Genomic DNA, 26,543 nt, shown 5'->3' with positions numbered 1-26,543 from the left:
TCCTGAGTCTAGATTTATAATACGTTTGTTAGTAGTGGTTTCCATAAGAAAAAGAGAAAATGTCTTTCTCCCGGGTTTTTAGAGCAACAAATATGTGAACAAATTATCTGAAAAAAAAACGTTTGCCTACTTGAAATTTAACAAAAATTTTAGCATACTTCGTTCACTGTGAAAGTACAAAACCGAATCAAATAATTCATTAAAAAAATCATGAAAAGCCACTTCACCTATGTTAAAGTTCGATATGCAGAGACAGACCAAATGGGAGTCGTGTATCACGGCAACTATGCACAATATCTGGAAATTGCACGTATTGACTGGCTTGCTGCTCTGGGGATCTCGTATCGAAAAATGGAAGAAGACGGTGTGATGCTGCCCGTGTATGAACTTAACCTCAGGTTTAAGAAATCTGCCAAATTTGATGACAAATTAAAGATCGAAACCCGCTTAAAAAGAAAACCCGGAGTGCGTATTGAATTTGAGTACGAAATCTTCAATCAACATGGCGAATTGCTCACCGAAGCTGAAACTACCTTAATCTTTGTTGATATGGAAAGGAACAAACCTATTAAATGTCCGCAACACATTCTTGAAAAGCTCGGGTTTTAATCTTCCAGTTCTTTGATCGTTACCTTATAGGTAGCGTCAAATTTTTCGTAGATCCTTTCGGCTTCACTTTTTCTAACCGAAATAATGATCTTGCAATCCAGTTCAAGAATTTGGTCAACAACATTTAAATTGTTTTCCTTGATCACCCGCATCACTTTATTCATTTCGGGATAGTCAAAAGAGATCCTAAACTTTAGATCGATGGTGCGGGTAACGATATTAGATTCCTCCAGCGCCATTTGGGCAGTGGTTTTGTAGGCGTTGATCAATCCTCCAACCCCAAGTTTTACCCCGCCAAAATAACGCACTACCACAATGAGAATATTAGTAACTTCAAACGACTGGATTTGTCCGTAAATGGGCATTCCGGCTGAATTTGAAGGTTCGCCGTCATCATTGGCCCGGTAGTGAAAATCGCTTTTTCCAAGTTGCCAGGCGTAACACCAGTGCCTCGCAGAGTGGTGCTTCTTTTTAACCTCCTCAAGCAATTCCTTTATTTCTTCTTCGGAAGTTACAGGAAAAGCATATCCAAAAAACTTACTGTTCTTATCCTTAAAAAGGACTTCTGCTGAAGGTTTCGTGATGGTTTTATAAGTGTCTTTTACATCCATTCTTCAGAAGTTGCGATTAAAATAATACTTGCTACCGCCAGCAATATCCCAATCCAGTTCTTTGGCAGCATTCTTTCCTTAAATAAAAGAATTCCGAGGAAAGTAGAGATCATTACAATAGCGACATTGTTCACCGGAAAAATTGTAGAACTTTCCATGCCCTCTGTACGCAGGGCGAGTACCAGGAAATAAATAGAACCAAAATTCGGGATTCCCAAAGCCACGCCGCCAATGACATTTTTGAAACTTAACTTGAGAGATCCTCTTATTCCCTGAAAAATTAAAATACAAACGCCAATTATTCCCGCAATCGCAAAAATAGTTGAAGAGAACAGGGCAACATCGGCTTCGGCGACATAAGAAGTTTCCAAAAATTTAAGCGTGCTGTCAATAATTCCGCTGCCAAAGAACACCAGGAGCGGAAAAACCAGGTTTCTTTTTTTGATCTTTATTCCTTCTTTCTTTTTGATAGAAGTGAGGTAAACCGCCACCAGGGCGAGTACAATTCCGATGATCTTGGTCAAACCTGTGCTTTCATTATATAAAATGATCCCGAAGAGAACAGGAATGGCGACCGACATTTTGGTAGCGACAGAAACTACCGATAATCCGCTTTTTTGGGTGGTGAGTGCCGCCAGGTAAAACACAGCGATAAACATAAATCCGAGAATAAAGGTCCCTAAAAACCAGGCTTCCGAAACCACTTTTGAGACATTTAGGGGTTGCCGGTCTACCAGCATTCCCGCCGAAAAAGCGAAAAAATAATTGAAAATAATGGCCTGTAACGTATTGATCTTGAAGCGCTCAAAAAGTTTAAAGATCACAAAGATCACACTTGAAGATAGTACACTTAACAGCAGGTAGATCAAAACAAATCGCTTTTAATGGTGAATAGATCGACCACATCCTCATTTACAGGATCAATATTCCAGGTGTGAATGCCCAGTTTTGCAGCCGCTTCGGTATTTTCTACAGTGTCGTCAATAAAAAGCGTCTCCTCCGGATTAAGATCGTGTTGTTGCAGTACAAAACTGTAGATTTCTTGATCGGGTTTTCGAAGGTTGATTTCCTGGGAAAGGTAAAAGGCATCAAAGCAGTTTTTAAATTCTTCAAAAAACGAAATATTCTGCTTCACCCAGTCAATATGAATATGGTTGGTGTTGCTCAGCAAAATGAGTTTGTATTTTCCCTCTTTTTTCAGCTGCTGAAGAAATTCCAGCCGGTGCTTCGGAAAATTAATTAGGATCGAATTCCAGGAATTTATAAATGCTTCTGAAGTCAACTTCGGAAAAGATTTGCAATACCCTGAAATTAATGTTTCCGAAGAAATTAACCCCTTTTCATAGGCCATATTCTGCTGCAGCATTTCCTCTGAAAAATGGGATATTTCGAACTTCTTTAGTTCGCGTGCCGTAGCCGGTTTATCAAGGTTGAGAAACACATCTCCAAAATCAAATATGATGGTTTTAATCATTAAAAATAACTTTTAGGTGGTCCTGATCCACTTTTGTTTCAGAAATAAGCCTGCCGGTCACTTCGGGAGCTTTTACTCCCTCTTTAAAATGGGTTTTTCCGGTGAAAATCCTGGCTTCATCCCATAAACCGGCATCAATAAAGGTCTGCAGGGTTTGCCGGCCGCCTTCAATGATCACCGACTGGATTTCGTGACGGAAAAGTACCTCACAAACCTGTTGCGCCAGGTCTCCCTTGAAATCCAGGGTCTCAAAAATGACATTTTTGGAGCTCCTTTCTTCCGAAGCTTTTTCAGTGAGAACAATGGTCTTGATCGTTCCGTCAAAAAGGTGAGAATCTGTCGGAATTCTCAGGTTTTTGTCCAGCACAAGCCTAACCGGGTCATTTCCCTGCCACAAGCGGGTGTTGAGTTGAGGGTTATCGGCTACTGCAGTGTTCGTGCCCACCATAATCGCCTGTTCTTCGGCGCGCCATTTGTGAACCAGCTGTTTTGAATATTTTCCGGTGATCCACACGGGCTTTCTTTCGGCATTTTTGAGAGGTAAGGGAGCTAAAAAGCCGTCGCTGCTCCGGGCCCATTTCAGAATAATATAAGGGTGTTTTTTCGTGTGAAAGGTGAAAAAGCGTTTGTTGAGTTCGCGGCATTCCTGTTCCAGAACGCCCACTCTCACCTCGCAACCGGCGTTTATAAGTTTTTTAATTCCCTTTCCTGCAACTTCCGAAAATGGATCTACAGTGCCAATCACCACTTTTTTGATTCCTCTGTCAATGATCAGGTTGCTGCAGGGAGGGGTTTTCCCGTAATGGCTGCAGGGTTCCAGGCTTACATAAATAGTAGACTTTGGAAGCAGACTTTTATCTTTTACCGAATTCACTGCATTTACTTCGGCGTGAGGTTCGCCGGCTTTTTTATGCCAGCCTTCGCCAATAATCACCTCATTATGAACAATAACACTGCCTACCACCGGGTTGGGGTAAGTCCTTCCCAGCCCGTTTTGCGCCAGCTGAATACAGCGGTTTATGTATTTTTCATGTATCTTCACCGTCACAAAAATAGCATTTAATAGAGATAATGAGCAGTTATGTAATACGGGAAATTAAACCCGAAGATAATGAGCAGGTTAAAGACTTAATAAGGAGTGTGCTGGTAGAAATGGGGGTGCCAAAAGTGGGAACAGCTTACGAAGACGCCGCCCTTGAAGATATGCATGCCGAATACAACGCGCCAAAAAAGGGATATTTTGTTGTGGAAGCAGAAGGCAGGATCATTGGAGGCGCGGGAATTGCACCTTTAGCCAATTTTATAGGAGCTATTTGTGAACTTCAGAAAATGTATTTTTTACCTGAAGTGAGAGGAAAGGGTGTGGGTGCCCAAATGATGAGTACCTGCCTGGAGTTTGCCAAAGAGCAGGGGTTCCAAAAATGCTATATTGAAACCCTGCCTTATATGAAACAGGCGCAGAAACTTTACCTTCGTTCAGGTTTTGAATCTTTGGAAGGTCCGCTGGGCGATACCGGCCACTACAACTGTAGTGTTTGGTTGATAAAGAATCTTTAATCCTAAATTCCAAAAATTCAAGCAACAAATTCCAACTTTTTGATTTGAGAATTTGAAGATTTGGGAATTAAAGTTCCCAATCAGGGGGATTTAGTAGAATCTGCGGAAATCTGCGAAATCTGCGGGAAATATTATTTTGTAAAATCTTTGCGCCCTCTGCGAGAAAACGGACCAGTTAAAAAGAATGAAAATAACAGCCTTTAAAAATACCTTTTTTGACACCCTGGAAGGAGAGTATCCTAAGGAGGAAATTGGTTCTTTCTTTAATATCCTGCTTCAGGAGTTTACCGGACTCACCAGGTTGGATCTTGCTTTGAATCCGCAGCGGGAACTTTCGGAAGAAGCTGAGGAGAAGCTCAGGGCTGCATTACAAAGGCTTCTCCGACATGAACCCCTTCAATATATTACAGGGACTACAGAATTCTTCGGATTAAATTTTCAGGTGAATTCAAACGTGCTAATTCCGAGGCCGGAGACCGAGGAGCTGGTGCAATGGATGCTTCACGATCTTGATGCTTCCGAAGGAATAAAGATTTTAGATATTGGCACCGGTAGCGGCTGTATCGCAATTTCCCTCGCAAAACATTTACCCAAAGCCGAAATCACAGCCATAGATATTTCTGAAAAAGCCCTGAAAACAGCAAAACGCAATGCCGGTTTAAATAAAGTAGCGGTGAACTTTATTAAAAAAGATATTCTTGCTGCTGAAGGGCTGCCTTCAAAGTTTGATGTGATAGTTTCCAATCCGCCTTATGTGCGGGAGCTCGAAAAAAAGGAGATGCAGCGCAATGTACTCGAGCACGAACCTGAAACAGCACTTTACGTAAAAGACCACGACCCGTTGATCTTCTACCGGAAAATCACAGAGCTGGCAGTCGATAACCTGGAACCAGGCGGGAAATTATACTTTGAGATCAACCAGTGCCTGGGAGAAGATACCGAAGCATTTTTAGCTAAAAAAAATTTCGCAACCAGCTTAAAAAAGGATATTTTCGGGGTAGACCGCATGCTAAGAGGAATAAAATCATGAGAATCGAATTTCTGAAGCTTTACACTCCGAATGTCAGGGCGCAGTTCCGTTTTTATGGCGAAGTGCTGGGGCTGCCGGTGGAAAAGATTTCCGAAGAAAATTTCCGGGTAAGAACGGGTTTTTCGACCCTCGAATTTGAAGAGGACAAAAACGCCACTCCTTATCATCTTGCTTTTCATATTACGGCACTTCAGGAAGAAAAGGCGTTGCACTGGTTAAAGCAGCGGGTGGAAATTTTACCTGATGATGGCAAGGAGATTATTGATTTCCCGGCATGGCAGGCGAGATCGGTTTATTTTTATGACAAAGATTCGAATATCCTCGAATTTATTTCCCGCCGACATATGTTTGAATCTGCTTCCGAAGAATTTTCTTCAGCAAGCATCAAAGGAATCAGCGAAATTGGGCTTGCTTCATCGAATGTGGAAGAGCAGTTTAATTTTTTGAATTCTGAATTTGGCCTCACAAAGTTTACCGGAGATTATGAGCATTTTTGTGCCACCGGTGACGACGAAGGGCTTATCATTATCATAAACAAAGAACAAAAGGACTGGATACCCGTTGGGGATAAAGCCTATCCATCTTCTTTTGAAATAAAAATATCTCTCCAAAATGCCATTTTTGGAGCCTCATTTAAGCACGAAAGACTAAGTCTTCTATGAAACCTGAAGAAAAAATAAAAAAGCTGCGGGAAGAACTTCACCGCCACAACCACCTGTATTATGTACTCGATAAGCCGGAAATATCCGACTATGACTTTGATCAAAAACTAAAGGAGCTACAGGAGCTTGAAGAGAAACATCCCGAATTTTATGACGAGAATTCCCCAACGCTAAGAGTTGGTGGGGCTGTCACTAAGAATTTTGCCACCGTGGTTCATGAGCACAGGATGTATTCACTTGATAATTCTTATTCTAAGGAAGACCTGGAAAACTGGGAGAAAAGAATAGAAAAGCAGGTTGATGGAGAGGTGAATTTTACCTGCGAATTGAAGTATGACGGGGCATCAATTAGTCTTACCTATGAAAAAGGGGAATTTAAGCAGGCCGTGACCCGTGGCGACGGGATTCAGGGCGATGATGTCACAAATAATGTACGCACCATAAGGTCTGTTCCTCTAAGATTGAAAGGCGATTATCCTGAAAAATTTGAGATTAGGGGAGAAATAGTGCTTCCGTACGAAGGTTTTGCACAACTTAATGCTGCGCGAGTGGAGGCCGGAGAAGAGCCTTATGCGAATCCGCGGAATACAGCTTCGGGGAGCCTGAAGTTACAGGACAGTGCCGAAGTGGCCAGGCGGCCTTTAGATTGTCTTTTGTTCAGTTTAACCGGAAACCTTCCGGGGATCAAGTCGCAGTATGAAGGGCTGGAAAAAGCGAGAGAATGGGGCTTTAAAATTCCTGCGGAAGCTAAACTGGCCAAAAACCTGAAAGAGGTGATGGAGTTTGTGAATTACTGGGATGTGCACCGGCACGATTTGCCTTATGAGACCGATGGGGTAGTGGTGAAAGTAAATAGCCTGCACCAGCAGGAAGAGCTGGGATATACTGCCAAAGCGCCACGTTGGGCAATGGCTTATAAATTCAAGGCCGAGCAGGTTTCCACGAAGTTGAACAAGATCAGTTATCAGGTGGGCCGCACAGGAGCAATAACTCCGGTGGCAAACCTGGAACCCGTACAACTTGGAGGTACAACGGTGAAAAGAGCATCCCTTCACAATGCCGATCAAATAGAGAAACTCGATGTTAGGGAAGGCGATGAGGTTTATGTGGAAAAAGGAGGAGAGATCATTCCGAAGATCGTTGGAGTGGATTTTACTAAAAGAGATCCGGATTCAAATCCTACTCAATATATCACCAATTGCCCGGAATGTGATACTGAGTTGGTGAGAAATGAAGGAGAGGCGCAGCATTATTGTCCTAACTTTAATGGTTGTCCGCCACAGATCATTGGAAGGATTCAACATTATATTTCCAGGAAAGCCATGGATATTGAAGGTTTGGGAGGGGAAACAGTGGCACTTTTGGTGAATGAAGGCCTTATAGGAAACTACGCCGATCTCTATGAGCTGAAGAAAGAACAGATCCTGCCGCTGGAGCGTATGGCTGAAAAATCTACTGAAAATTTGATCAATGGGATAGAGAACTCAAAGCAGATCCCATTTGAACGGGTACTTTTCGCCCTTGGAATCCGCTATGTGGGGGAAACTGTAGCCAAAAAGCTGGCTAAAGAATTTAAGAACATTGATGCTTTGATGAAAGCAAATCAGCAGGAATTAGAAAATGTGGATGAGATAGGGGAGCGAATTGCCGAGAGTGTGGTGGAGTTCTTTGCAGATGAAGAGAACCTGAAAAATGTGGAACGACTGAAAGGTTACGGCTTGCAATTAGAGATCTCTGCCGAGAAACTTACCGGACAAACCAACAAACTGGAAGGCCAGACCTTTGTGGTTTCTGGAGTTTTTGAAATGTCGCGCAATGACCTCAAGAAGCTTATTGAAGATAATGGCGGTAAAGTTTCAGGCTCTATTTCTTCAAAAACAAGTTATGTGGTAGCAGGCGAAAATATGGGCCCCAGCAAACTTGCAAAAGCTGAAAGTCTCCAGATCCCAATCATTGATGAGAAAAAATTTCTCAAAATGATTGAATAACTTAATAACTAGGCGCTGAAAGAAAGTATGGTGGTTAGTATCACTGAAAGAATTACAAAGATGGTGAACATCGATCTCTCCTGAAAATCGAAGTGGTCATAGCTTTTTTGAATTATTCTTTTAATCATGGCAATTTTTTTATTACAATATCATTTTCAACTAAATAAGAGCGGGCAAATTTAAATTTTTATTCAGTTGCAGCTGCTCCAGAATCATATTTTAACCAAATTTTATTCTTCCTTCATCATTTGCTCTTATTAAAGAATGTAATATTCAGGTATAGGTTATTCATTATCAGTAAGTAGGCCTGTATTTAGCGTGCAAAAGTATTATATTTCCTGCAGATTATTTATGATCCAGATCACTTAGTTATTTCAAAAAAATTATTAAAATTATGAATGATTTAATAAGTGGTATGACAGTACAGGAATAATCCTATCTGGTTATTTACGAGAATCTTATAGTGAAGTCTGTATGATGCCTTGAAATAAGGTGAAAACGCTATGATTTTAAACTGGTAATTGATATATAAAGCTGGTAAAGACTTATTTAGAGGATAATAGTTAAAATTGAGGTAGCTAATAATGCTGTCTTAAAAAAAGTCTATTTTCGCCAATTAATGTATTTCATCGAAAAAAATAATGATTTCGTCGAGTATGTCTGAAAATGCTGTTACTAATAATGTTGTTCTTTTTTTTTCTTCAGACAGTTGTTTTGCAGATGTAGCTGATGTATTAAGGAAAGAAAACCTGAGGATACTTTCAGAGAAAGAAGAGGTTATTGATGCCGTTCATTTTCGAAATAAGAGCCGTCCCAGCCTAGTAGTTGCTGAATATCAGGAGAAGCTGGATGCTGTTTACAGAGATCTCATCCAGAGTATACCAATTCCGCTGGTTCTAATAATAGGTCCTCAAGACGAAGAGAAAGCTATTGATCTTTTAGAGGCAGGAGCTTATGATTATATTTTTCGAGATCGGCTAAAGAGACTTCCCCTGGTTCTAAATAAAATAAAGCTAAGAAACCGAAAATCGGCCGGTAAGACGAAAATGACCTACCAGTCTATTTTTGAAAACAGCATAGATGCAGTTCTTTTTACCTTACCCGGTGGTCGTATATTGGCTGCGAATCCTTCGGCATGTAAGATGTTCCAAAGAACATCTGATGAATTGTCTGGATTAGGGCTTCGGGGAATTATTGAAGAAGAGAATGCCATTTTGAAAGAACTTCTGGAACCCAAAAGTTCAGAAGCCGGTTTTGTGGGTGAAATGATCCTGAAAAGAAAAAATGGCGATACATTTCCTGCAGATGTTTTTTCCGCAGTATCATTCCACGAAACAGAGAATGCCAGAACCGCAATAGTCATCATCCGCGATATTTCGAGAAGAAAGACAGCAGAGGAAGAGTTACTGCTGTCAAAGAAGAATTATGAACATTTGTTTGAATTCAATCCGCTTCCAAACTGGATATTTGATCTTGAAACCCTCGAAATCCTCGCTGTTAACCGTACTGCGGTAAAGCAATATGGTTATACAAAAGAAGAATTTTTAAACTTCCATATTAGCGACCTTCGACCTGAAGAAGAAATTCCAATCCTTACTGCCAATTTGCAGTGTATAAAGGGTGAAAAGGGATTACTTAATGTAGGTAATTTCATTCATAGGAAAAAAGACGGCTCTTTAATTACTGTTGAAGTGCACGGGTACAGTATTCTCTTTAAAGGCAGGAACTGCCGGCTGGTAACCGCTATTGATATTACAGAGAAAGAGAGAATCATTCAAAAGCTTGAAAATAAGAGCAAGAAACTTCTTTGGGCCGAAGAACTGGCGAAATTTGGTTATTGGCAGGTAGGGGTGAAGGGGGATAACTTTTTTTGGAGTGATGAAGTTTACAGGATTTGGGGGCGAAAAAAAGAGGACTTTAATTTAGATTTTGAAGGTTTTTTGAAAACCATACATCCCGAAGATCTGGATCTAATTCTAGAGGAGCGTAGCGCCGCACTTTCTGGAAGTAAGGATATGGATTTTGAACACCGGATTATCCTGCCCGATGGTAGTATCAAATGGGTGCATGAAAAAGGAAAACTGGTTAAAAATAACAGGGGAGAACCGGTAAAGCTGGAAGGTTCTATACAGGATGTGACAGACTATAAGAATGCGATGCTTAAATTGAAGCAAAGTGAAAGCAGGCAACGTGCTATTCTTAAATCACAAACGAACTACCTTACCAGGATAGATCTTCAAGGGAAGTATTCTTACGTGAATGAAAAATTTATTACTGATTTTAACTGGATCTCCCCCAATGGAATTTTAGTGGGTAGAAAAGCTATTGAGACTGTGATGGAGTATGATCACCTCAAAGTAAGCAGTACCTTTAAAAAATGTTTAGCTAATCCTAATGTTGTTCACCAGGTAGAAATTGATAAGTCACAGGAAGGCGGAAAAGTTAAACCTACCCTCTGGGATTTTATATGCCTCACAGATGCCGAAGGAAAGCCCGTTGAACTACAGGGAGTGGGCATTGATATTACCGACAGGGTAGAGGCAGAGCGCTCCCTCAAGGAAACCAATGCCCGTTATGAACTGGTTTCCAAAGCTACTTCAGATGCTATTTACGATTGGGATATACAAATTGATCATCTCTTTTGGGGAGAAGCATTCTATGTTTTGTTTGGTTATTCTCAGCAAGATTTTTCTCTCTCAATTGATTCCTGGGCAAAAAACATACATCCCGACGAAAGGCTTGTGATTAATGAAAGCCTGTCCCGCACCTTAGAAAGTAGCGAGAATCATTGGGAAGCAGAGTACAGGTTCCAAAATGCAGATGGAAAATACTCTTTTGTAGTAGAAAAAGGTTTTATTCTTAGAGATGAAAATGGAAAAGCACTACGTATGGTTGGCGCAATCCAGGATGTGACAGAAAGAAAGAAACTGGAAGAGCTCCTGGATGAAGCTTCAAAGCTTTCACGTATAGGGAGTTTTGAATTTGATTTTGTGCAGGACACCGTGTACTGGTCTCCGGTTACCAAAGAGATCCATGAAGTGGCACCCGATTTTAAGCCCGATCATGAAAAAGGGTTCCTCTTTTGTAAGGAAGGTGAAAACCAGGAGCGAATGAAAGCGGCACTTAAAAATGCTGTTGAAAATAATGTGCCTTACGATCTTGAGGTGCAGATTGTCACTGCAAAAGGCAATGAGTGTTGGGTGAGGAAGATTGGGCGTCCCACTTTTGTTGACGGTAAATGTATAAGGATCAATGGCAGCGTGCAGGATATTTCTAATATCAAGAATTCAGAATTAAAAGCTTTAAAAGCATCAGAAGAAAAGCAGACCATCCTTGAAAGTATTGGTGATGCGTTCTTTACGGTTGATAATGACTGGACGGTGACCTACTGGAACCAGCATGCAGAGAAATTACTTGAAAGTAATAAAGGCCGCATTCTTGGAAAGAACTTTTGGGAAGTTTTTCCCGATGCCGTTGGTACTAAATTCCATACCTGCTACTACAAGGCTTCAAAAGAGCAGATCGTTGTTGATTTTGAGGAATATTTTGAGAGGGTGAACAAATGGTTCGATGTGACTGCATATCCTTCTAAAGGAGGATTGTCTGTCTATTTCAGGGATGTGACCGAAAGAAAAGAATCGGAGTTGAAGATCATCGAGCTCAACAAAAACCTGAAAGCCTATACTGAAGAACTTGTTTCGGCAAATAAGGGACTTGAACAGTTTTCGTATATCATTTCTCACAATTTACGCGCTCCTGTAGCAAACATCATGGGGTTGGGAGAACTACTTAAAGAAGATTATCCTGTAGAAGTTAAAACCCAATTTCAGGAAGAGCTGCTTTCTAACGTCGAAAGATTGGACACTATCATCAAAGACCTGAATAATATACTTCAGGTTAAGGTAGACATGAGTGAAAAGAAAGAGCCTATTGTACTCAGTGAATTGGTTGAAAGTGTGCAATCGGGTATCGGGCAGGTTATTCAGAAGGAAAATGTTCAAATTATCACAAACTTTTCCGAAGTGCCTTATATAAATTCTATCAAGACCTATCTACATAGCATTTTTTATAATCTTATCTTTAATAGTATCAAGTACCGCCGACCCGAAGTTTCTCCTGTAATTGAAATTACTTCTGAAGAAAAGTCGGGTAATATCTATATTACTTTTAAAGATAACGGGATGGGGATCGACCTTTCAAAAAAGGGGAATCAAATCTTTGGCCTTTATAAGCGCTTTCATCATCACGTAGAAGGAAAAGGTATGGGGCTTTTTATGGTGAAGACCCAGGTTGAGCTTTTAGGAGGTGAGATTCAGGTGACAAGTGAAGAAAATAAAGGGACACAATTCACTATTGAATTTAAGCATGAAAACAGTAGAAACAAGTTAGAAAATGAAGAAGCCGGGGCAGTATATAATAGTTGATGACGACCGCACAAATAACCTAATTTGTGAGTACGCCGTTAAAGGTTATGATCCCGGTGCTAAGGTAATGAGCTTTACTAATCCTGAAGCTGCCCTCATTCATATTGAAAAAGAACTTGAAGCTGAAGACCAGGTGCCTACCGTATTGTTTGTTGATGTAAATATGCCTGCTATGTCGGGCTGGGAGTTCCTGGAAGAGCTGGAAAAGTTAGATCACGGAATAAAACAAAAATTCACCATCTATATTTTATCGTCTTCAACTGAAGACTTCAATGAGGAGAGGGAACAATTTCCATACGTTGCCGACTTCCTTTCCAAACCCCTTTCTAAAACCAGCCTGGAACAAATTCAGCCGTAGGTACTCAAAAATGACATTTTTGAGAGGTTTTTTTAGTTTGGTTTAAATTATACTTTCCTGTAGGAAATCTCCTTCCTAAGCTGTCAATAATAGCTTTTGAGTCTCACAATTTAGGATTGGTATCTTTTCTTATCGAAAACTGCTACACAATAATAGCGGCGCCCCCGCCATTCTTCTTTCCTGAAGAATCTAAATAGAAATCTATCCTGCCAATGTTGACACCGGCCCAGCCAACCTGGTTGATCAATACCTTTTCACCTATTGCATTTAGTGCTACAGTAGGTTTGGGAAGAAAAGTATGGGTGTGTCCTCCTATGATCAAATCTATATCTTTAGTAGCTGCTGCGAGTTTTTGATCACTTACTTTATCGTCCCGGTATTCGTAGCCCAGGTGGGAAAGGCAAATAACCAGTTCGCATTTTTCCTCTTCCCGTAGTTGTTTGACAATGGTTTTTGCAGTGTCAATAGGATCATGATACTCGGTCTCTTTATAGTGCTTTTTTGCGACCAGGCCTTTAAGCTCTATACCTAAACCAAAAACCCCAATTTTTATCCCGTCGCGTACAAAAACCTGGTAAGGCTTGATTCGTCCCTCCAAAACAGTGTTGTCAAAGTTGTAGTTGGCATTTATAAAAGGAAATTCGGCATGTGGCAGTTGTGCCAGCAAACCATCAATTCCGTTATCGAAATCATGGTTGCCAATAGTTGCGGCATCATACCCCATTTTACTCATCAGCTTAAATTCGAGTTCGCCGCCATAGTAGTTGAAATAAGGTGTCCCCTGAAAGATATCCCCGGCATCGAGCAAGAGCATATTGGGATTCTCCTGTCTAATTTGATTTATAAGGGTATACCTGCGGGCAGCTCCGCCCATACCTGGATATTGTGTGTGGCCATTATCAAAAGGTTCAATATGGCTATGCACATCATTGGTGTGCAAAATGGTAATGTGCTTTGGCTTTTTAGCAGCCGTAAACGATAAAAGGCCTAAGCTGCCTATTCCTGCTAGGGCACCTGCAGCGACTGTACTTTGTATAAACTTCCGTCTTTCCATTACTCTACTTTGATAAAACGTTGATCTCTCACCGGATTAAGGGTATCCTTTGCTTTAAAATAATCAATAAGCAAATTCCTGATCTTATAGTCAAGGTTGGTTGCTTCTTCAGCCTTTAAAAAGAAGTTCATACTGTCACCTCCTTCAAGGAGATAATCATTTGTGGCAACATAATAGGTGGCCGAATCTACTAAAGGTTTCCCCTGAATCAAAACTTTCTTTATGCTGTTGTCTGTTTCAAGTTGCAATTCAATGCCCGCTACAGGATGAGCAGTACCCGAATCTATAAGGTAGTGGATCATTTCTCTCACGGCTTCTCCTTTTAGTGCTGCAACAACTACTTCATTTTCAAAAGGCATTACCTGGAAAGCGCTTCTTGTAGTCACATCACCTTTGGCAATAGATGATCTTATTCCGCCATAATTGAGCATTACAATATCTATGTTCTCTCCTGTACGCTTGTTAAAAATGGGATTTGAGAGTTCCATTAAGGCATCTGCCATAAGGTTGCCTATGGCTGTATTGTACCTTCCGTCAGACTTGCTGAGGTTATAAGGTAGATAAGCTAAGACTTCTTCCATCTCCTTATTTATGTGCTCTTTATATGGGGTGATGAAATTTTCAAGAGAATCGTTAGCCGGTATGTCGGGGGTTATTTCAAGCTGTTTTCCTTCAATGAGGGCCGGTGTGTAATTGTCGTTGAATTTACATGCCCCGGCTGTCAACAGCAAAAAGAGTAGGTATCGCTTCATTTATGTTACATAAAAAGACAAAAGTATAAGTTTTAGTAAAAGAAAGGTAAATTATGATTCTTTTTTAAAAGAAGTCTTTTGTGAATTTTTACAAATTGTTTATCTCTTAATCAAAAAAAGTTCTATTTTTCTAATCAATTAGCTGAACTGCTAAACATTGTAATTGCAAAGAGTGAAAACAAGTCAAAAAGTATTTTTCTTATTCATGGTAGTGGGTGTGCTTTTTGTTGTTGGCTCTATTCTTAGGCTTGATATCCTTACTGTTCCCACAACATTCCTTTTAATTCCGGTGCTCATTCTATTTTACAGGGTTAAGGTGAAGAAATGGTTCCTGCCAATGGTCATTGCATTGCTTTTATTTTACGTTCGCGATTTATTGATGCTCGAAGGACTTTCTGAGAACTTAATTCCTATTCTTTGGTGCTTTGGCACTGCCCTGGTTATTCTCTATGTTTTTGCGTTGGCGGGTTTTAGATGGGGCAGGATTCATGTGGTGGAATTTATTTCTCTTTTGATCATGTTTGTTTTCCTCGGATTCCTTTATTATACCATAAACCAGCTTTTGCCCCAGGTGCTTCCTTCTCACCGGGTGGAAGCCTCTCTTTTTATTCTGCTGCTCATCACTCTCCTGGCAATATCTTTTACACAGTATATTCTCAAGTCTCATTATGCCTCTTTGTGGCTTATGCTGGCTTCGGCCTGCCTGGTCTTATCTGAGCTGTCCCTGTTCTTTAAATTATTTATTATCTCAGATATTAGCGTGACTATATTCTACCCTTTATTACATGTAATTGCCTTCTATGCAATGGTACAACATGCAGTTCATCGGAGAAAAAGCACCTTTCTTCCGGGTTTTTGATGAAGTATTCTCTTCGGAAGGTATTTTTTAATCCGTTTTTCTTAAAATTTATGACAATAAAATTTATTCTTAGCAAAATTCCTATATTGCAGACAATTTTCCTGATGAATGAAAAAAAAGGTTATTCTTTCACTCCTGGCAATCTCTGCTATTTGCGTTAACCTTACGGGTATTTTTAAAGATGACTTTTTTCTTAGAAAGTTAGGAGAGATCCTTTTCTTCTTCCCGCTAATCCTTTATTACCTGCGGAAGATCCCTTTTAAGAACTTCAATTTTCTTATGTTCCTTAGTATGGCAATGGGAGCAACCCTTTTTTCGTGGGGTGGCAGCCTGTGGTATTTTGAACATATTAAGTTGGGAATGTGGCTTATTGGTTACATCTTTTTGGCCCGGGAAGCCATTAAACACACTGAATATGAAAGGGGCAACCGCTTTACCACCCTTTATTTTATTAGCGTAATAGCTATTTATGTATACCTTTTATGGGTTCATATTATTGAGATTGAACGCAACCTTGGGCATGAGCTCGCCTTCTGGATCTATGTGCTCTACTACCTCAATATTCTCTTTGTTGCCATCACTGCACTTGTATATTATTTAAATTCTTTTTCAAAAAAGTCCGTTTTCTATATCTGTTTTGCTCTTTCCTTTATTTTTTCAGACATTTTGCGCGATATGGAGGTTTTCTACTTTAGAGATCTGAGTGTAGAGATAGTGGCAGCGCTTATAAAGTTTGCCGCAATCAAACTCGTTTTTCTCTTTTTTGTGACCCCCGAAAAAAAACTCAGGCTTTTGCACCTAGTATAGCCTAAAATAGGCTGGTGCGGTTGCGTTTGGTAATAAGAATATCCATAATTTTACCCGGTGAAAATTCAGGAAATAAAGTTCGCTTTAGCGCGAAAAAAATGGCGGTCTCAGGCAGGTAATTTTGCTGAAAAAAAGAGGTTTCAACTCGGCCTTATTCTTGATGCTGAAGATGAGCAGGCCATTCTGCCATTTTTGAAGCTCCAGGATGATCTTTCCCTTCAAAAGCAGCAGGTTTGTTTTGTTTTTTGCCGCGAAAAAGGTTTCAAAAATGACATATTTGAGTACCCTATGATCTCTAATGCCGATTTCAGCTGGAATGGCAGGATTTCTGAAGGTGCTTCAGCATTTTTGAACACTCAGTATGAAGTTTTGATTTCTTTTACTGCTGAAGAAAATAAACTGGCAGATTTTCTCGTTTCGGTTAGCCTGGCACAGTTAAAAGTAGGAAGGAAAAGTAATGACGAAAATGCCATTTTTGACCTGAATATTTCCGCAGAACTTTCAGAAGCTGAAGTTTTTGTACATGAACTAAAAAAATATCTGAAAAATATTAAATACAGCAACCTAAATGAATAAATTTATTGGTACGGGTGTTGCCTTAATCACCCCATTTAAAGATGACCTTTCCGTAGATGAGGAAGCGCTAAGAAAGCTGGTAAATTTCCAAATTGATAACGGGATAGATTATATGGTGGTTTTAGGAACTACCGGCGAAAGCGCAACCCTTACTGCCCAGGAAAAACAACTTGTTATTGATACTGTAGTTTCAGAAAATAATGGTCGTATTCCTTTAATACTGGGAATTGGCGGAAATAATACTGCCAAAGTTTGCGAAGAGGTTTCCAGTACCAATCTTTCTGCTTTTGATGCAGTACTTTCGGTTTCTCCTTATTATAACAAACCTTCTCAGGAAGGCATTTTTCAGCATTATAAAGCAGTGGCAGCAGCATCGCCAAAACCCATAATTATGTATAATGTGCCGGGTAGAACGGGGTCTAATATGCTGCCCGAGACGGTAAAGCGACTGTCGCAGGTTGAAAATATTATTGGGATCAAAGAAGCTGCGGGAGATATTGTGCAGGCTATGAGGATTATTGATGCGGTACCCGCCGGTTTTTTAGTGATCTCGGGAGATGATATGGTAACATTGCCTATGGTTCTTGCCGGGGGCCACGGGGTGATCTCGGTAATTGGCCAGGGGCTTCCGGCCGAGTTCTCTAAAATGGTGCGCCTAGGCCTTGAAAGAAAAGTAGATGAAGCTTACCAGTTACATTATAAAGTGGCACCTTCTATAGATCTTATTTTTGCTGAAGGAAATCCTGTAGGGATAAAGGCGCTGTTGCAAATGAAAGGAATTGGAAAGAACAAGCTAAGGCTGCCTTTGGTTTCTTCAACTGAAAAACTAAACGAAAAAATCGAAACCTTTTTAGGTAATTTCTAATTCATAAACCGGCAGAAATCCTTTGGTTTAAGGCGAATTTATGCTGGAACTAAAGTTTTTATAATAAAGCAGAAAAGAGTATTTTTGCCAGATGTTAAAATTCAGGATGAAAAAAGTAATCTTATTATTAAGTGTAATTTTCCTCTTTACCTCTTGTGGTGAATACCAAAAGGTTTTAAAAAGTAAAGATATCGGTCTAAAATATTCAACTGCAGAGAACCTGTACAACGAAGCCAAGGCAGGCGAGGGGAACTCCCGAAGAAAATACAGGAAAGCACTCAGGCTGTTTGAGCAATTGGTGCCCGAGTTCAGAGGTAAGCCACAGGGCCAGAAACTTACCTTCATGTTTGCTGATACTTATTATGAACTTAATGATTACTTCCTGGCAGGCTACCAGTTTGAGCGGTTTGTGGAAAGTTATCCTGAAAGTGAAAAGCTCGAAGAGGCTGCTTTTAAAGGAGCAAAAAGTTACTACTTCCTTTCGCCGGCATACTATCTTGATCAAACTGAAACCATAAAGGGGATTAGTAAAATGCAGGAGTTCATTAACCGCTTTCCCGAAAGTGAAAGAATGGATGAAGCTAATAAGCTGGCCACAGAGCTTAGGGTAAAGCTGGAGCGAAAAACATACGAAATTGCCAAACAGTATCACCATACAGAAAGTTATGTTGCGGCAATAACTGCATTTGATAATTTTATTTCTCAATACCCGGGTTCTCCCTTTAGAGAAAAGGCCCTGTATTACAAGTTTGAGTCGGCTTATCTTTACGCCATCAACAGCTACGCTTATGCCATGCCCGAAAGGCTTGCAAATGCACGGGAATATTTTGAAGATTACCAGAGATATTATCCCGAAGGAGAATATATTGAGATGGCCAATACTGCTTTAAAAGACATTGAAACAAAAGAACAACAATTATAAATCTGAGACGAGAATATGATAGATCTAAAGAGAACGGATGCTCCACTAAACACTACGACGCTTGATAAGAACAAGATCGACTCTACTACTAACAATATTTATGAGGCGATCTCAATTATTTCTAAAAGAGCTACGCAAATAAACGGAGAGATCAAGAAAGAACTTCTTGAAAAGCTTGATGAATTTGCTACTTACAACGACAGCCTTGATGAAATCTTTGAAAACAAGGAGCAAATCGAAGTTTCTAAATTCTATGAAAAACTACCTAAACCACATGCACTTGCGGTTCAGGAGTGGCTGGAAGAGAAAATCTACTATCGCAACACTAAGAGCGAAGAATAAAAAGCTATGTCTGTAATAAGCGGCAAAAAAATACTTCTCGGCGTTACCGCGGGTATAGCCGCTTATAAAACAGCATTTCTGGTACGGCTGTTTGTTAAGGCCGGGGCGCAGGTGAAGGTGATCATGACCCCTGCAGCCAAAGAATTTGTTACCCCTCTTACCTTATCCACCCTTTCCAAAAATGCAGTTATCTCTTCTTTTACCAAAGAGGAAGACGATAATGATGAATGGAACAATCACGTGGAAATGGGCCTTTGGGCCGATCTTATGCTTATTGCACCTGCTACTGCCAATACCCTTTCAAAAATGGCACAGGGGCACAGCGATAATTTTTTACTTGCTACCTATCTTTCTGCGCGGTGCCCGGTTTATTTCGCCCCGGCTATGGATCTTGATATGTATAAGCATCCTTCTACTTTAGAGAACTTTGAAAGTCTCAGGTCATTTGGAGATATTATGATCCCGGCTACCTCGGGGGAGTTGGCTAGCGGCCTAACTGGCGAAGGCCGTATGGCCGAGCCCGAAGATATCGTCAAGTTCATTACAAATCATCTTGCTGAAAATCTTCCCCTTTACAACAAAAAGGTACTAATTACTGCGGGGCCAACATACGAAGCTATTGATCCTGTACGTTTTATAGGTAATCATTCCAGCGGAAAAATGGGCTTTGAACTCGCTGCGGCTGCACATGCTGCCGGAGCTCAAGTCACCTTGATTTCTGGGCCTACACATTTAGAGAACCCCAATGAAGATATAAGGCTGATTAGAGTACAAAGCGCTGTAGAGATGTACAAAGCTGCTACAGATCATTTTTCTGAAGTAGATATTGCTATTGCATCAGCTGCAGTGTCTGATTATCGTCCGAAGATTTCGGCTTCTCAAAAGATCAAAAAGTCGGCAGAGACTATGGAGCTTCAGCTGGTAAAAAATCCTGATATATTAGCCTCCCTCGGAGAATTGAAAAAGCATCAGCTACTGGTTGGGTTTGCTTTGGAAACTGAAAATGAAGAGGAAAATGCAAGTGGGAAGTTAAAGAGAAAGAACCTCGATTTTATTGTTCTCAATTCCCTGAACGATTTGGGTGCAGGCTTTAAGTCTGAAACCAATAAAGTAAAGATCCTCTTTAAGGATGAGAAAGTAAAAGCTTTTCCATTGAAGTCAAAAAGAGAAGTGGCTCAGGATATCCTGAATGAAATAATCCTGTTAATAGATGAATAGAATAATTCTTTTCTTGTGTGTCTTTTGTTTCAGCCTTGCCGTAGGGGCGCAGGAGCTAAATTGCCAGGTTGTGGTGAATTCTGAACAAACTGGCCAGGCAAATGCATCGGTATTTAAGACCCTGCAAAATGCCGTTAGTGAGTTTGTGAATCAAACGCGCTGGACAGACAGGGAATTTCTTCCGCAGGAGCGTATTAACTGCAGCATGTTCATCAACATCAGCAGCTATGACGGCAATAAATTTTCAGGAAGCATTCAGGTGCAGTCGTCCCGTCCTGTTTTTGGTTCTACAATGATCACGCCTGTATTTAACTTCAACGATGAGCAGCTGGCTTTTAATTATTCCGAATATGAGCCGCTTGAATTTAGTCCCAATCAATTTGACTCAAACCTGGTTTCGGTAATTGGTTTCTATGTGTATACCATTCTGGGTCTTGATGCCGATACCTTTAGTAAACAGGGAGGAACGCCTTATTTTCAAACAGCCAACCAGGTTGTGGGTACTGCACAGCAGAGCTCTTACAGTGGCTGGAAAGGCACAGACGGCAATAGATCCCGTTACCAGCTCAACGCCAATTTACTGTCAAACACATATTCGGGTTATCGCGATGCGCTTTACGCTTATCACCGCAATGGCTTAGATGTAATGCACATGTCTCCTCAAGAGGGGAAGGAAGCCGTGGCCGGGGCAATAATGGATTTGCAGCGAATGAATAGCCGCCGACCCAACTCACTTTTACTCCGTACTTTTTTTGATGCCAAGGCCGACGAAGTGGAACAAATCTTTAGTGGTGGCCCTCGGGTAAACACCCGGGAGGTGGTAGAAGCCCTCAACAATCTCGCTCCTACTTTTTCTGAAAGATGGTCTAATATTATATATTAATAGTTTCGGCACGGATTACAAATCCGCGCCAACTGATTGTTGTTCCTTTTAAATTTATATGATCAGTCAGGTCGAGCGGAGTCGAGCCTCTATTTTTGGTTATAAGTTCGGCACGGATTACAATTCCGCGCCAATATAGTAGCTAAAATTGCCATTTTTGAGAGGATTGGATTCTTTCAGAAGAAATTCCTTCTTTGTCGGGATGATTTTTTTCTTCGGAAATTAATCTGCCAAATTTGGTGCCTGCCATTTGATTCTTTTAAATTTGCTCCCTGTTAATTGCTTACTGCCCATAGAATTTTGCCTTATCTTTAACCAAAATTTTCATTCTCTTGCTTACAAGCCTTTCTATAAAAAATTACGCTCTAATTGAAGATATCCAAATGGATCTTCAAAGTGGTTTTACAATAATTACAGGAGAAACCGGGGCGGGTAAATCTATTATGCTCGGGGCTCTTTCCCTTCTTTTGGGTAAGCGTGCCGACTACAGTGCAATAAGGGACAAAGAAAAGAAATGTGTTATTGAAGGAAGCTTCAACATTTCTTCTTATGATCTAAAAGCCCTTTTTACCGAAGAAGATCTCGACTTTGAAACACAAACTATTATAAGGAGGGAGATTCTTCCTTCCGGCAAGAGCAGGGCATTTATAAACGATACGCCTGCAAATCTTTCTTCTCTCCAGGTGCTCGGGGAAAGACTGCTCGATATTCACAGTCAGCACGAGACTTTGAGCCTGGGTGATAACGATTACCAGTTCCTGGTCATCGATTCCCTGGCGGCAAATGCTTCCAGACTCAAGCTGTATCAGGCCGAAATGCAGCAGCTCAGGGTGCTTCAAAAGCAGCTACAGCAGTTGCGGGAAGAACAGGCGCAGGCTACCAAAGAATACGATTACAACCTTTTTCTGCTCACCGAACTGCAGCAGGCAAAGCTGGTAACAGGAATGCAGGAAGAACTTGAAGAGCGCTATGAAGAGCTGAGCAATGTAGAGCAACTTACCGATCAATTGGGAAGTGCTGTAAATCACATTCAGCAGGAAGAGATTGGTGCCGCCGCCGCTTTAAGGGAAGCAAAGAACAATTTGCAGCGCATTTCGGGCATTTCAGGTAATTACCAGCAGCTTTTTGAGCGGCTGCAAAGCCTTAATATCGAATTAGATGATATAGCTACCGAACTCGAATCGGCTTTAGATAAGGTGGAGGCTAATCCGGCAGAGCTGGAGCAGGTGAATGCAAGGCTTCAGGTGTTGTATAACCTTCAGAAGAAGCACGCTGTTGCTACTGTAGAAGAACTAAAGCAAATCGAAGAAGAACTTGTAAAGAAAGTAGCAGTTTCAGAAAATGCCGAAGAAGAAATAGCACATTCAGAAAAAGCCATTTCAGAAAAGAAAGAAGATCTGCATAAAATAGCAACAGATCTACACGCGGCCCGAAAAAGTGTGATCCCAAAATTCGTAAAGGAAATCGAGACCATACTTGCCGATCTTGGAATGCCAAACGCTACACTAAAAATTGAGCTGGAGCAGCAAAAAGACTTTTTTCACAACGGGCAGGATAAACTCAACTGGTTGCTGGCGGCCAACAAAGGCGGGAGCTACAATGATATTAAAAAGGCTGCTTCGGGCGGGGAATTGTCGCGAATTATGCTGGCGGTGAAAAGTATACTCGCCACTTACAGCAAGTTGCCTACCATTATATTTGATGAGATAGATACAGGGGTTTCGGGCGATATTGCTCAAAAGATGGCCGGTATTCTTCAAAAAATGGGAAAAAACATGCAGGTTATTGCTATTACACACCTTCCGCAAATTGCCGGAAAAGGGGACAGGCACTTCAAAATTTATAAAGAAGATGCCGTTAACAGCACTATTACCAACATTAAGGAACTCAGGGGAGAAGAGCGGGTTGAAGAGCTGGCCATGATGCTGGGTGGCAAAAACATTAGCGATTCTGCCGTCGCCCATGCGAAAGCGCTTCTGAATTAAAAGATGTTTATTATATTTACCCGCTTAATAAAAACTATAAAACCAAACCATGTCATATAATCTACTTAAAGGAAAGAAAGGGATCATCTTTGGAGCCTTAGACGAAAACTCTATTGCCTGGAAAACCGCTTTGCGTGTACATGAAGAAGGAGGAGAATTTGTACTTACCAACGCGCCTATTGCCATGCGAATGGGAAATATTAAAGATCTTGCCGACAAGACAAATTCGCAAATCATCCCTGCAGATGCTACAAGTGTAGAAGACCTGGACAATCTTGTAGATAAAGCCATGGAAATTCTTGGGGGAAAACTCGATTTTGTACTGCATTCAATTGGAATGTCGGTCAATGTTAGAAAAGGGAATCATTACACCGATATGAATTACGATTTCACCACTAAAGGTTGGGACGTATCGGCTGTATCTTTCCATAAAACCATGCAGAGCCTTTATAAAAAGGACGCCATGAACGAGTGGGGAAGCATTATGGCGCTTTCTTATATCGCTGCCCAAAAAGTATTCCCAGATTATAACGATATGGCCGATAACAAGGCATATCTTGAATCTATTGCCCGTAGTTTTGGGTATTTCTTCGGAAAAGAGAAAAAAGTAAGGGTGAACACCATTTCCCAGTCGCCCACGCCTACTACTGCAGGTACCGGGGTGAAAGGTTTTGACGGATTTATCGCTTATGCCGATGAAATGTCACCGCTTGGAAACGCAACAGGAATGGATTGTGCAAATTATATTGTGACCCTGTTTTCAGACCTTACAAAAAGAGTTACCCTGCAAAATCTTTTCAACGACGGTGGTTTCTCCAATATGGGAGTGAGCCAGCAGGTGATGGAAGCTTTTGTAAAGGGAAAAGGAGAGTAAGCTAGTTCAAATATCGATAGTAAGAGGTCTTAAAAATGTCATTTTTGAGGCCTCTTATTTTTTGGTGCCTGTCCCACTTTCTTTAATACATTTGTGCTATGAAGCTGTACTTCTCCTTTATTGTTCCCGTTTACAATCGCCCGGCCGAGATCAGGGAGCTGCTGCAAAGTATGGGTGAACTCGACTACGGCAAAGCCTTTGAAGTGGTGATCGTAGAAGACGGTTCTACAATCTCTTCGGAAGAAGTGGTGCAGCAATATGCCGGGGTGCTGAAGATCAGCTACTTTAAAAAGCCAAATTCAGGTCCCGGTGATTCCCGTAACTACGGAATGGCCCGCGCTGCCGGAAATTACTTTTTGATCCTGGATTCTGATGTGCTTTTACCGCCTCATTATCTTTCTGAAGTTGAAAAAGAGCTGCAGCAGGGTTTTGTTCATTGTTTTGGCGGCCCCGATGCCGCTCATGAAGGCTTTAGTGACCTGCAGAAGGCAATAAATTATACCATGACCTCTTTTTTGACTACCGGCGGAATTAGAGGTGGAAAGAAGATGCTGGGAAAATTTGAACCCCGCAGCTTTAATATGGGATTGTCAAAAGAAGCGTTTCTTGCCAGTGGTGGCTTCGGAAGGATTCACCCCGGCGAAGATCCCGACCTGGTACTTAGGCTTCAAAAAGGGCATTTTTCAAGCCGATTATTTCCGGAAGCTTTCGTGTACCACAAGCGGCGTATAGACTGGGAGAAGTTTTACCGGCAGGTGAATAAATTTGGGATGGTAAGGCCAATTTTGAATAAGTGGCACCCGGAGTCGGCTAAGATCACGTACTGGTTTCCCACTTTATTTAGTTTTGGGCTTGTGGCAGCTGCGATTTTTGCCTTTTTTGGATGGTATTTGCCTTTGTGGGTGTATGTGGTGTATCTGTTGGTTCTGTTTTTTCATTCTTTGGTGCGTAACGGCAGTATTAAAATTGCAGGTTTTTCTATTGTAGCTGCTCTCGTACAATTTCTGGGTTATGGGTTTGGTTTCTGCAAGTCAACCTGCTATCTTAGGATGTTCAACATGGATCCGGAAGAGAGGTTTCCAAAGCTATTTTTTAAACATGCTCAATAGGTTCAAAACGGTTACAAAGGCGCGGTTTAAGAAAACCGACTTCAATTCATTTTTGTTCTTCCTCTTCTTTGCGATCGTGATCTGGATCTTTGTGCAGTTTTCAAAGCAGTACAGTGAAGTGATAGAAATTCCTGTGGAGTATGTGAACGTGCCGCCAGATAAACTGCTGCTCAACAATCCTGAAAGCCTTCAGTTAAGAGTGCAGGAGAATGGTTTTACCGTTGCCTGGTTCTCACTTTTTGCACCCACCATAACTATAGACCTTGCACAGGCCCATGTAGATGACGGTAACCTGGTGTACGATCTTATTGAAAACAGGGCTCAGCTTCAGTCTCAACTGGAGCTTGATATGGATAATAACCAATTCCTGAAAGAGGTGCTCACCGTGAATTTTGAACAGAAACAGGAAAAAAGGCTGCCGGTGATCTTCCGAAGTAATATTGAGTACGCCGCCGGATATTCGGCTGTAAGTGATCTTCAGTTTACACCCGACTCCATTATGGTGAGCGGCCCAGATAACGTTTTAGACACACTTTCGAGGCTTCTTACCGAGCCGCTTACACTTTCAAAAGTAAAGAACGATAGAGAAGGTGCAGTATATCTTGATACTACTGCACTACCAAATGTTACTTTTTACAAGAATAAAGTGGAATATAGCCTGGATGTTGAAAAGTTTACTGAAGGAAAGGTGCAGGTGCCTATTGAAATTATGAATGTGCCGCGAGGGCTTAATGTGGTGATATTTCCTAAGGAAGTGGTTTTGTTCTACCAGGTCAACCTGAAGGAGTTTAATAAAGTAACAGCTTCAGATTTTAGAGTGGTGGTAGATTTCAACGAGGTGAGGGGCGAGCAGGATTTCCTCATTCCCCAGGTGATCAAAAAACCCGACTTCACCTCAAACCTTCGGCTTAATGAGAAGAGAATTCAGTTTATTATCAAAAAATGAAAGTAGTAGGACTTACGGGAGGAATTGGAAGTGGAAAAACTACTGTTGCAGGTTTCTTTAAAGAACTTGGTATTCCGGTTTTTATAGCTGATGATGAAGCTAAACTATTAATGGTTAGTAACAGTGAGGTGAAATCGGCCGTACAAGCACTTTTTGGAGAACTCAGCTATATAAATGGGCTGCCCGAAAGAAAATATATTGCTTCAAAAGTCTTTGGAGACCGCGGGAAACTTGAACAATTAAATGCTATTATACACCCTGCTGTGGCCCGGCATTTTGAATCCTGGAAAGAAGAGCAGGTGGCACCCTATGTGATTTATGAAGCAGCCATTCTGTTTGAATCCGGGGGATATAAAAAGTGCGATTTCAATCTCCTTGTCACGGCCCCTTTAGATCGAAGGATTGAAAGGCTCAAAAAACGCGACAAATCTACGCTCGAAGAAATCGAAGCCAGAATGAACAACCAGTGGAGTGATGAAGAAAAGGCGAAACTTGCCGACTTTATCATCGAAAATAAGGAGCTCTCCAGCACCCGTAAAGCAGTGCATGAACTACATGAAACCCTCGTCTAGAGCGCGTAAATACTGGATTTCTTTTGTTAACTTTTGGTTAAAGGGTATTTTGGCTAAATGTTAAAA

The 26,543-nt window shown here is 41.1% G+C and carries 26 protein-coding genes; 20 read left to right on the top strand and 6 right to left on the bottom strand.

Annotated elements, in window-relative coordinates:
- Positions 1-210: 210 nt before the first annotated feature.
- A complete protein-coding gene (locus tag V5739_RS16975; RefSeq protein ID WP_423819143.1) occupies positions 211-609 on the top strand; it encodes an acyl-CoA thioesterase in 399 nt (132 codons plus the stop codon).
- Here V5739_RS16975 and V5739_RS16970 read toward each other — a convergent pair.
- From V5739_RS16970 to ribD, 4 genes are read right to left on the bottom strand one after another with little or no spacing between them, the layout of a single operon-like run.
- Positions 606-1,220: an IMPACT family protein gene (locus V5739_RS16970; protein ID WP_423819142.1), complete on the bottom strand. Its 615-nt coding sequence runs from the start codon at positions 1,218-1,220 to the stop codon at positions 606-608. The two genes, V5739_RS16975 and V5739_RS16970, sit on opposite strands and share 4 nt — an antisense overlap.
- Positions 1,211-2,089 (bottom strand): EamA family transporter, encoded by an 879-nt coding sequence (locus tag V5739_RS16965; RefSeq protein WP_423819141.1) that lies wholly within the window; start codon positions 2,087-2,089, stop codon positions 1,211-1,213. The genes V5739_RS16970 and V5739_RS16965 overlap by 10 nt, the downstream gene beginning before the upstream one ends.
- On the bottom strand, positions 2,086-2,694 hold the full coding sequence (locus V5739_RS16960; RefSeq protein WP_423819140.1) for an HAD family hydrolase: 609 nt from the start codon (positions 2,692-2,694) through the stop codon (positions 2,086-2,088). The genes V5739_RS16965 and V5739_RS16960 overlap by 4 nt, the downstream gene beginning before the upstream one ends.
- Positions 2,687-3,736, bottom strand: a complete 1,050-nt coding sequence (gene ribD, locus V5739_RS16955) for a bifunctional diaminohydroxyphosphoribosylaminopyrimidine deaminase/5-amino-6-(5-phosphoribosylamino)uracil reductase RibD (RefSeq protein ID WP_423820508.1) — start codon at positions 3,734-3,736, stop codon at positions 2,687-2,689. Before ribD ends, V5739_RS16960 begins: the two co-directional genes overlap by 8 nt.
- A gap of 29 nt (positions 3,737-3,765) precedes the next feature.
- Here ribD and V5739_RS16950 point away from each other — a divergent pair, with 29 nt between their 5' ends.
- The 6 genes from V5739_RS16950 to V5739_RS16925 all read left to right on the top strand — a co-directional run bounded on the left by V5739_RS16950 (position 3,766) and on the right by V5739_RS16925 (position 12,713).
- The gene (locus tag V5739_RS16950) at positions 3,766-4,251 is read left to right on the top strand and encodes a GNAT family N-acetyltransferase (protein WP_423819139.1); all 486 of its coding nucleotides are present in this window, start codon (positions 3,766-3,768) and stop codon (positions 4,249-4,251) included.
- A 184-nt stretch (positions 4,252-4,435) separates the two neighbouring features.
- On the top strand, positions 4,436-5,281 hold the full coding sequence (gene prmC / locus V5739_RS16945) for a peptide chain release factor N(5)-glutamine methyltransferase (RefSeq protein ID WP_423819138.1): 846 nt from the start codon (positions 4,436-4,438) through the stop codon (positions 5,279-5,281).
- Positions 5,278-5,943 carry a VOC family protein gene (locus V5739_RS16940; RefSeq protein WP_423819137.1) on the top strand — a complete coding sequence of 222 codons (666 nt, stop codon included), beginning with the start codon at positions 5,278-5,280 and terminating at the stop codon, positions 5,941-5,943. The genes prmC and V5739_RS16940 overlap by 4 nt, the downstream gene beginning before the upstream one ends.
- Positions 5,940-7,931: an NAD-dependent DNA ligase LigA gene (gene ligA / locus V5739_RS16935; RefSeq protein ID WP_423819136.1), complete on the top strand. Its 1,992-nt coding sequence runs from the start codon at positions 5,940-5,942 to the stop codon at positions 7,929-7,931. The genes V5739_RS16940 and ligA overlap by 4 nt, the downstream gene beginning before the upstream one ends.
- Before the next feature lie 656 nt (positions 7,932-8,587).
- Positions 8,588-12,355, top strand: coding sequence for a PAS domain S-box protein (locus V5739_RS16930; RefSeq protein ID WP_423819135.1), 3,768 nt, complete (start codon positions 8,588-8,590; stop codon positions 12,353-12,355).
- Positions 12,324-12,713, top strand: coding sequence for a response regulator (locus V5739_RS16925; protein ID WP_423819134.1), 390 nt, complete (start codon positions 12,324-12,326; stop codon positions 12,711-12,713). Before V5739_RS16930 ends, V5739_RS16925 begins: the two co-directional genes overlap by 32 nt.
- A gap of 142 nt (positions 12,714-12,855) precedes the next feature.
- On the opposite strand, the gene V5739_RS16920 is transcribed toward V5739_RS16925, so the two are convergent.
- Positions 12,856-13,767: a bifunctional metallophosphatase/5'-nucleotidase gene (locus V5739_RS16920; protein WP_423819133.1), complete on the bottom strand. Its 912-nt coding sequence runs from the start codon at positions 13,765-13,767 to the stop codon at positions 12,856-12,858.
- A complete protein-coding gene (locus V5739_RS16915; protein WP_423819132.1) occupies positions 13,767-14,519 on the bottom strand; it encodes a 5'-nucleotidase C-terminal domain-containing protein in 753 nt (250 codons plus the stop codon). Before V5739_RS16915 ends, V5739_RS16920 begins: the two co-directional genes overlap by 1 nt.
- Before the next feature lie 172 nt (positions 14,520-14,691).
- Between V5739_RS16915 and V5739_RS16910 the strand changes: the two genes are divergently transcribed.
- The 13 genes from V5739_RS16910 (at position 14,692) to coaE (ending at position 26,477) form a co-directional block, all read left to right on the top strand.
- Complete coding sequence (locus V5739_RS16910; RefSeq protein ID WP_423819131.1) at positions 14,692-15,378, top strand: hypothetical protein; 687 nt, start codon at positions 14,692-14,694, stop codon at positions 15,376-15,378.
- Between the two features lie 108 nt (positions 15,379-15,486).
- Positions 15,487-16,185 (top strand): hypothetical protein, encoded by a 699-nt coding sequence (locus V5739_RS16905; protein ID WP_266068859.1) that lies wholly within the window; start codon positions 15,487-15,489, stop codon positions 16,183-16,185.
- 57 nt (positions 16,186-16,242) lie between these two features.
- Positions 16,243-16,761 carry a DUF6913 domain-containing protein gene (locus V5739_RS16900; RefSeq protein ID WP_423819130.1) on the top strand — a complete coding sequence of 173 codons (519 nt, stop codon included), beginning with the start codon at positions 16,243-16,245 and terminating at the stop codon, positions 16,759-16,761.
- Complete coding sequence (gene dapA, locus V5739_RS16895) at positions 16,754-17,626, top strand: 4-hydroxy-tetrahydrodipicolinate synthase (protein ID WP_423819129.1); 873 nt, start codon at positions 16,754-16,756, stop codon at positions 17,624-17,626. Before V5739_RS16900 ends, dapA begins: the two co-directional genes overlap by 8 nt.
- 106 nt (positions 17,627-17,732) lie before the next feature.
- Positions 17,733-18,548 carry an outer membrane protein assembly factor BamD gene (locus V5739_RS16890; RefSeq protein WP_423819128.1) on the top strand — a complete coding sequence of 272 codons (816 nt, stop codon included), beginning with the start codon at positions 17,733-17,735 and terminating at the stop codon, positions 18,546-18,548.
- Between the two features lie 15 nt (positions 18,549-18,563).
- Positions 18,564-18,890: a DNA-directed RNA polymerase subunit omega gene (locus V5739_RS16885; RefSeq protein WP_274704439.1), complete on the top strand. Its 327-nt coding sequence runs from the start codon at positions 18,564-18,566 to the stop codon at positions 18,888-18,890.
- Between the two features lie 6 nt (positions 18,891-18,896).
- Positions 18,897-20,108, top strand: coding sequence for a bifunctional phosphopantothenoylcysteine decarboxylase/phosphopantothenate--cysteine ligase CoaBC (gene coaBC, locus V5739_RS16880; protein WP_423819127.1), 1,212 nt, complete (start codon positions 18,897-18,899; stop codon positions 20,106-20,108).
- The gene (locus tag V5739_RS16875) at positions 20,101-20,991 is read left to right on the top strand and encodes a DUF4835 family protein (RefSeq protein ID WP_423819126.1); all 891 of its coding nucleotides are present in this window, start codon (positions 20,101-20,103) and stop codon (positions 20,989-20,991) included. The genes coaBC and V5739_RS16875 overlap by 8 nt, the downstream gene beginning before the upstream one ends.
- Before the next feature lie 332 nt (positions 20,992-21,323).
- Positions 21,324-22,976 carry a DNA repair protein RecN gene (recN, locus tag V5739_RS16870; protein WP_423819125.1) on the top strand — a complete coding sequence of 551 codons (1,653 nt, stop codon included), beginning with the start codon at positions 21,324-21,326 and terminating at the stop codon, positions 22,974-22,976.
- Between the two features lie 49 nt (positions 22,977-23,025).
- On the top strand, positions 23,026-23,850 hold the full coding sequence (locus V5739_RS16865) for an enoyl-ACP reductase FabI (protein ID WP_345598737.1): 825 nt from the start codon (positions 23,026-23,028) through the stop codon (positions 23,848-23,850).
- 98 nt (positions 23,851-23,948) lie between these two features.
- Positions 23,949-24,959, top strand: coding sequence for a glycosyltransferase (locus V5739_RS16860; protein WP_423819124.1), 1,011 nt, complete (start codon positions 23,949-23,951; stop codon positions 24,957-24,959).
- Positions 24,949-25,905: a YbbR-like domain-containing protein gene (locus V5739_RS16855; protein ID WP_423819123.1), complete on the top strand. Its 957-nt coding sequence runs from the start codon at positions 24,949-24,951 to the stop codon at positions 25,903-25,905. The genes V5739_RS16860 and V5739_RS16855 overlap by 11 nt, the downstream gene beginning before the upstream one ends.
- Positions 25,902-26,477 carry a dephospho-CoA kinase gene (gene coaE, locus V5739_RS16850; protein ID WP_423819122.1) on the top strand — a complete coding sequence of 192 codons (576 nt, stop codon included), beginning with the start codon at positions 25,902-25,904 and terminating at the stop codon, positions 26,475-26,477. The genes V5739_RS16855 and coaE overlap by 4 nt, the downstream gene beginning before the upstream one ends.
- Positions 26,478-26,543 lie beyond the last annotated feature (66 nt).

The sequence above is a fragment of the Salinimicrobium sp. TIG7-5_MAKvit genome, from assembly GCF_049569215.1.
Classification (GTDB): domain Bacteria; phylum Bacteroidota; class Bacteroidia; order Flavobacteriales; family Flavobacteriaceae; genus Salinimicrobium; species Salinimicrobium profundisediminis.
Note: the sequence above shows the minus strand (reverse complement) of the source record. Positions and strands in the feature narration are given on the sequence as shown.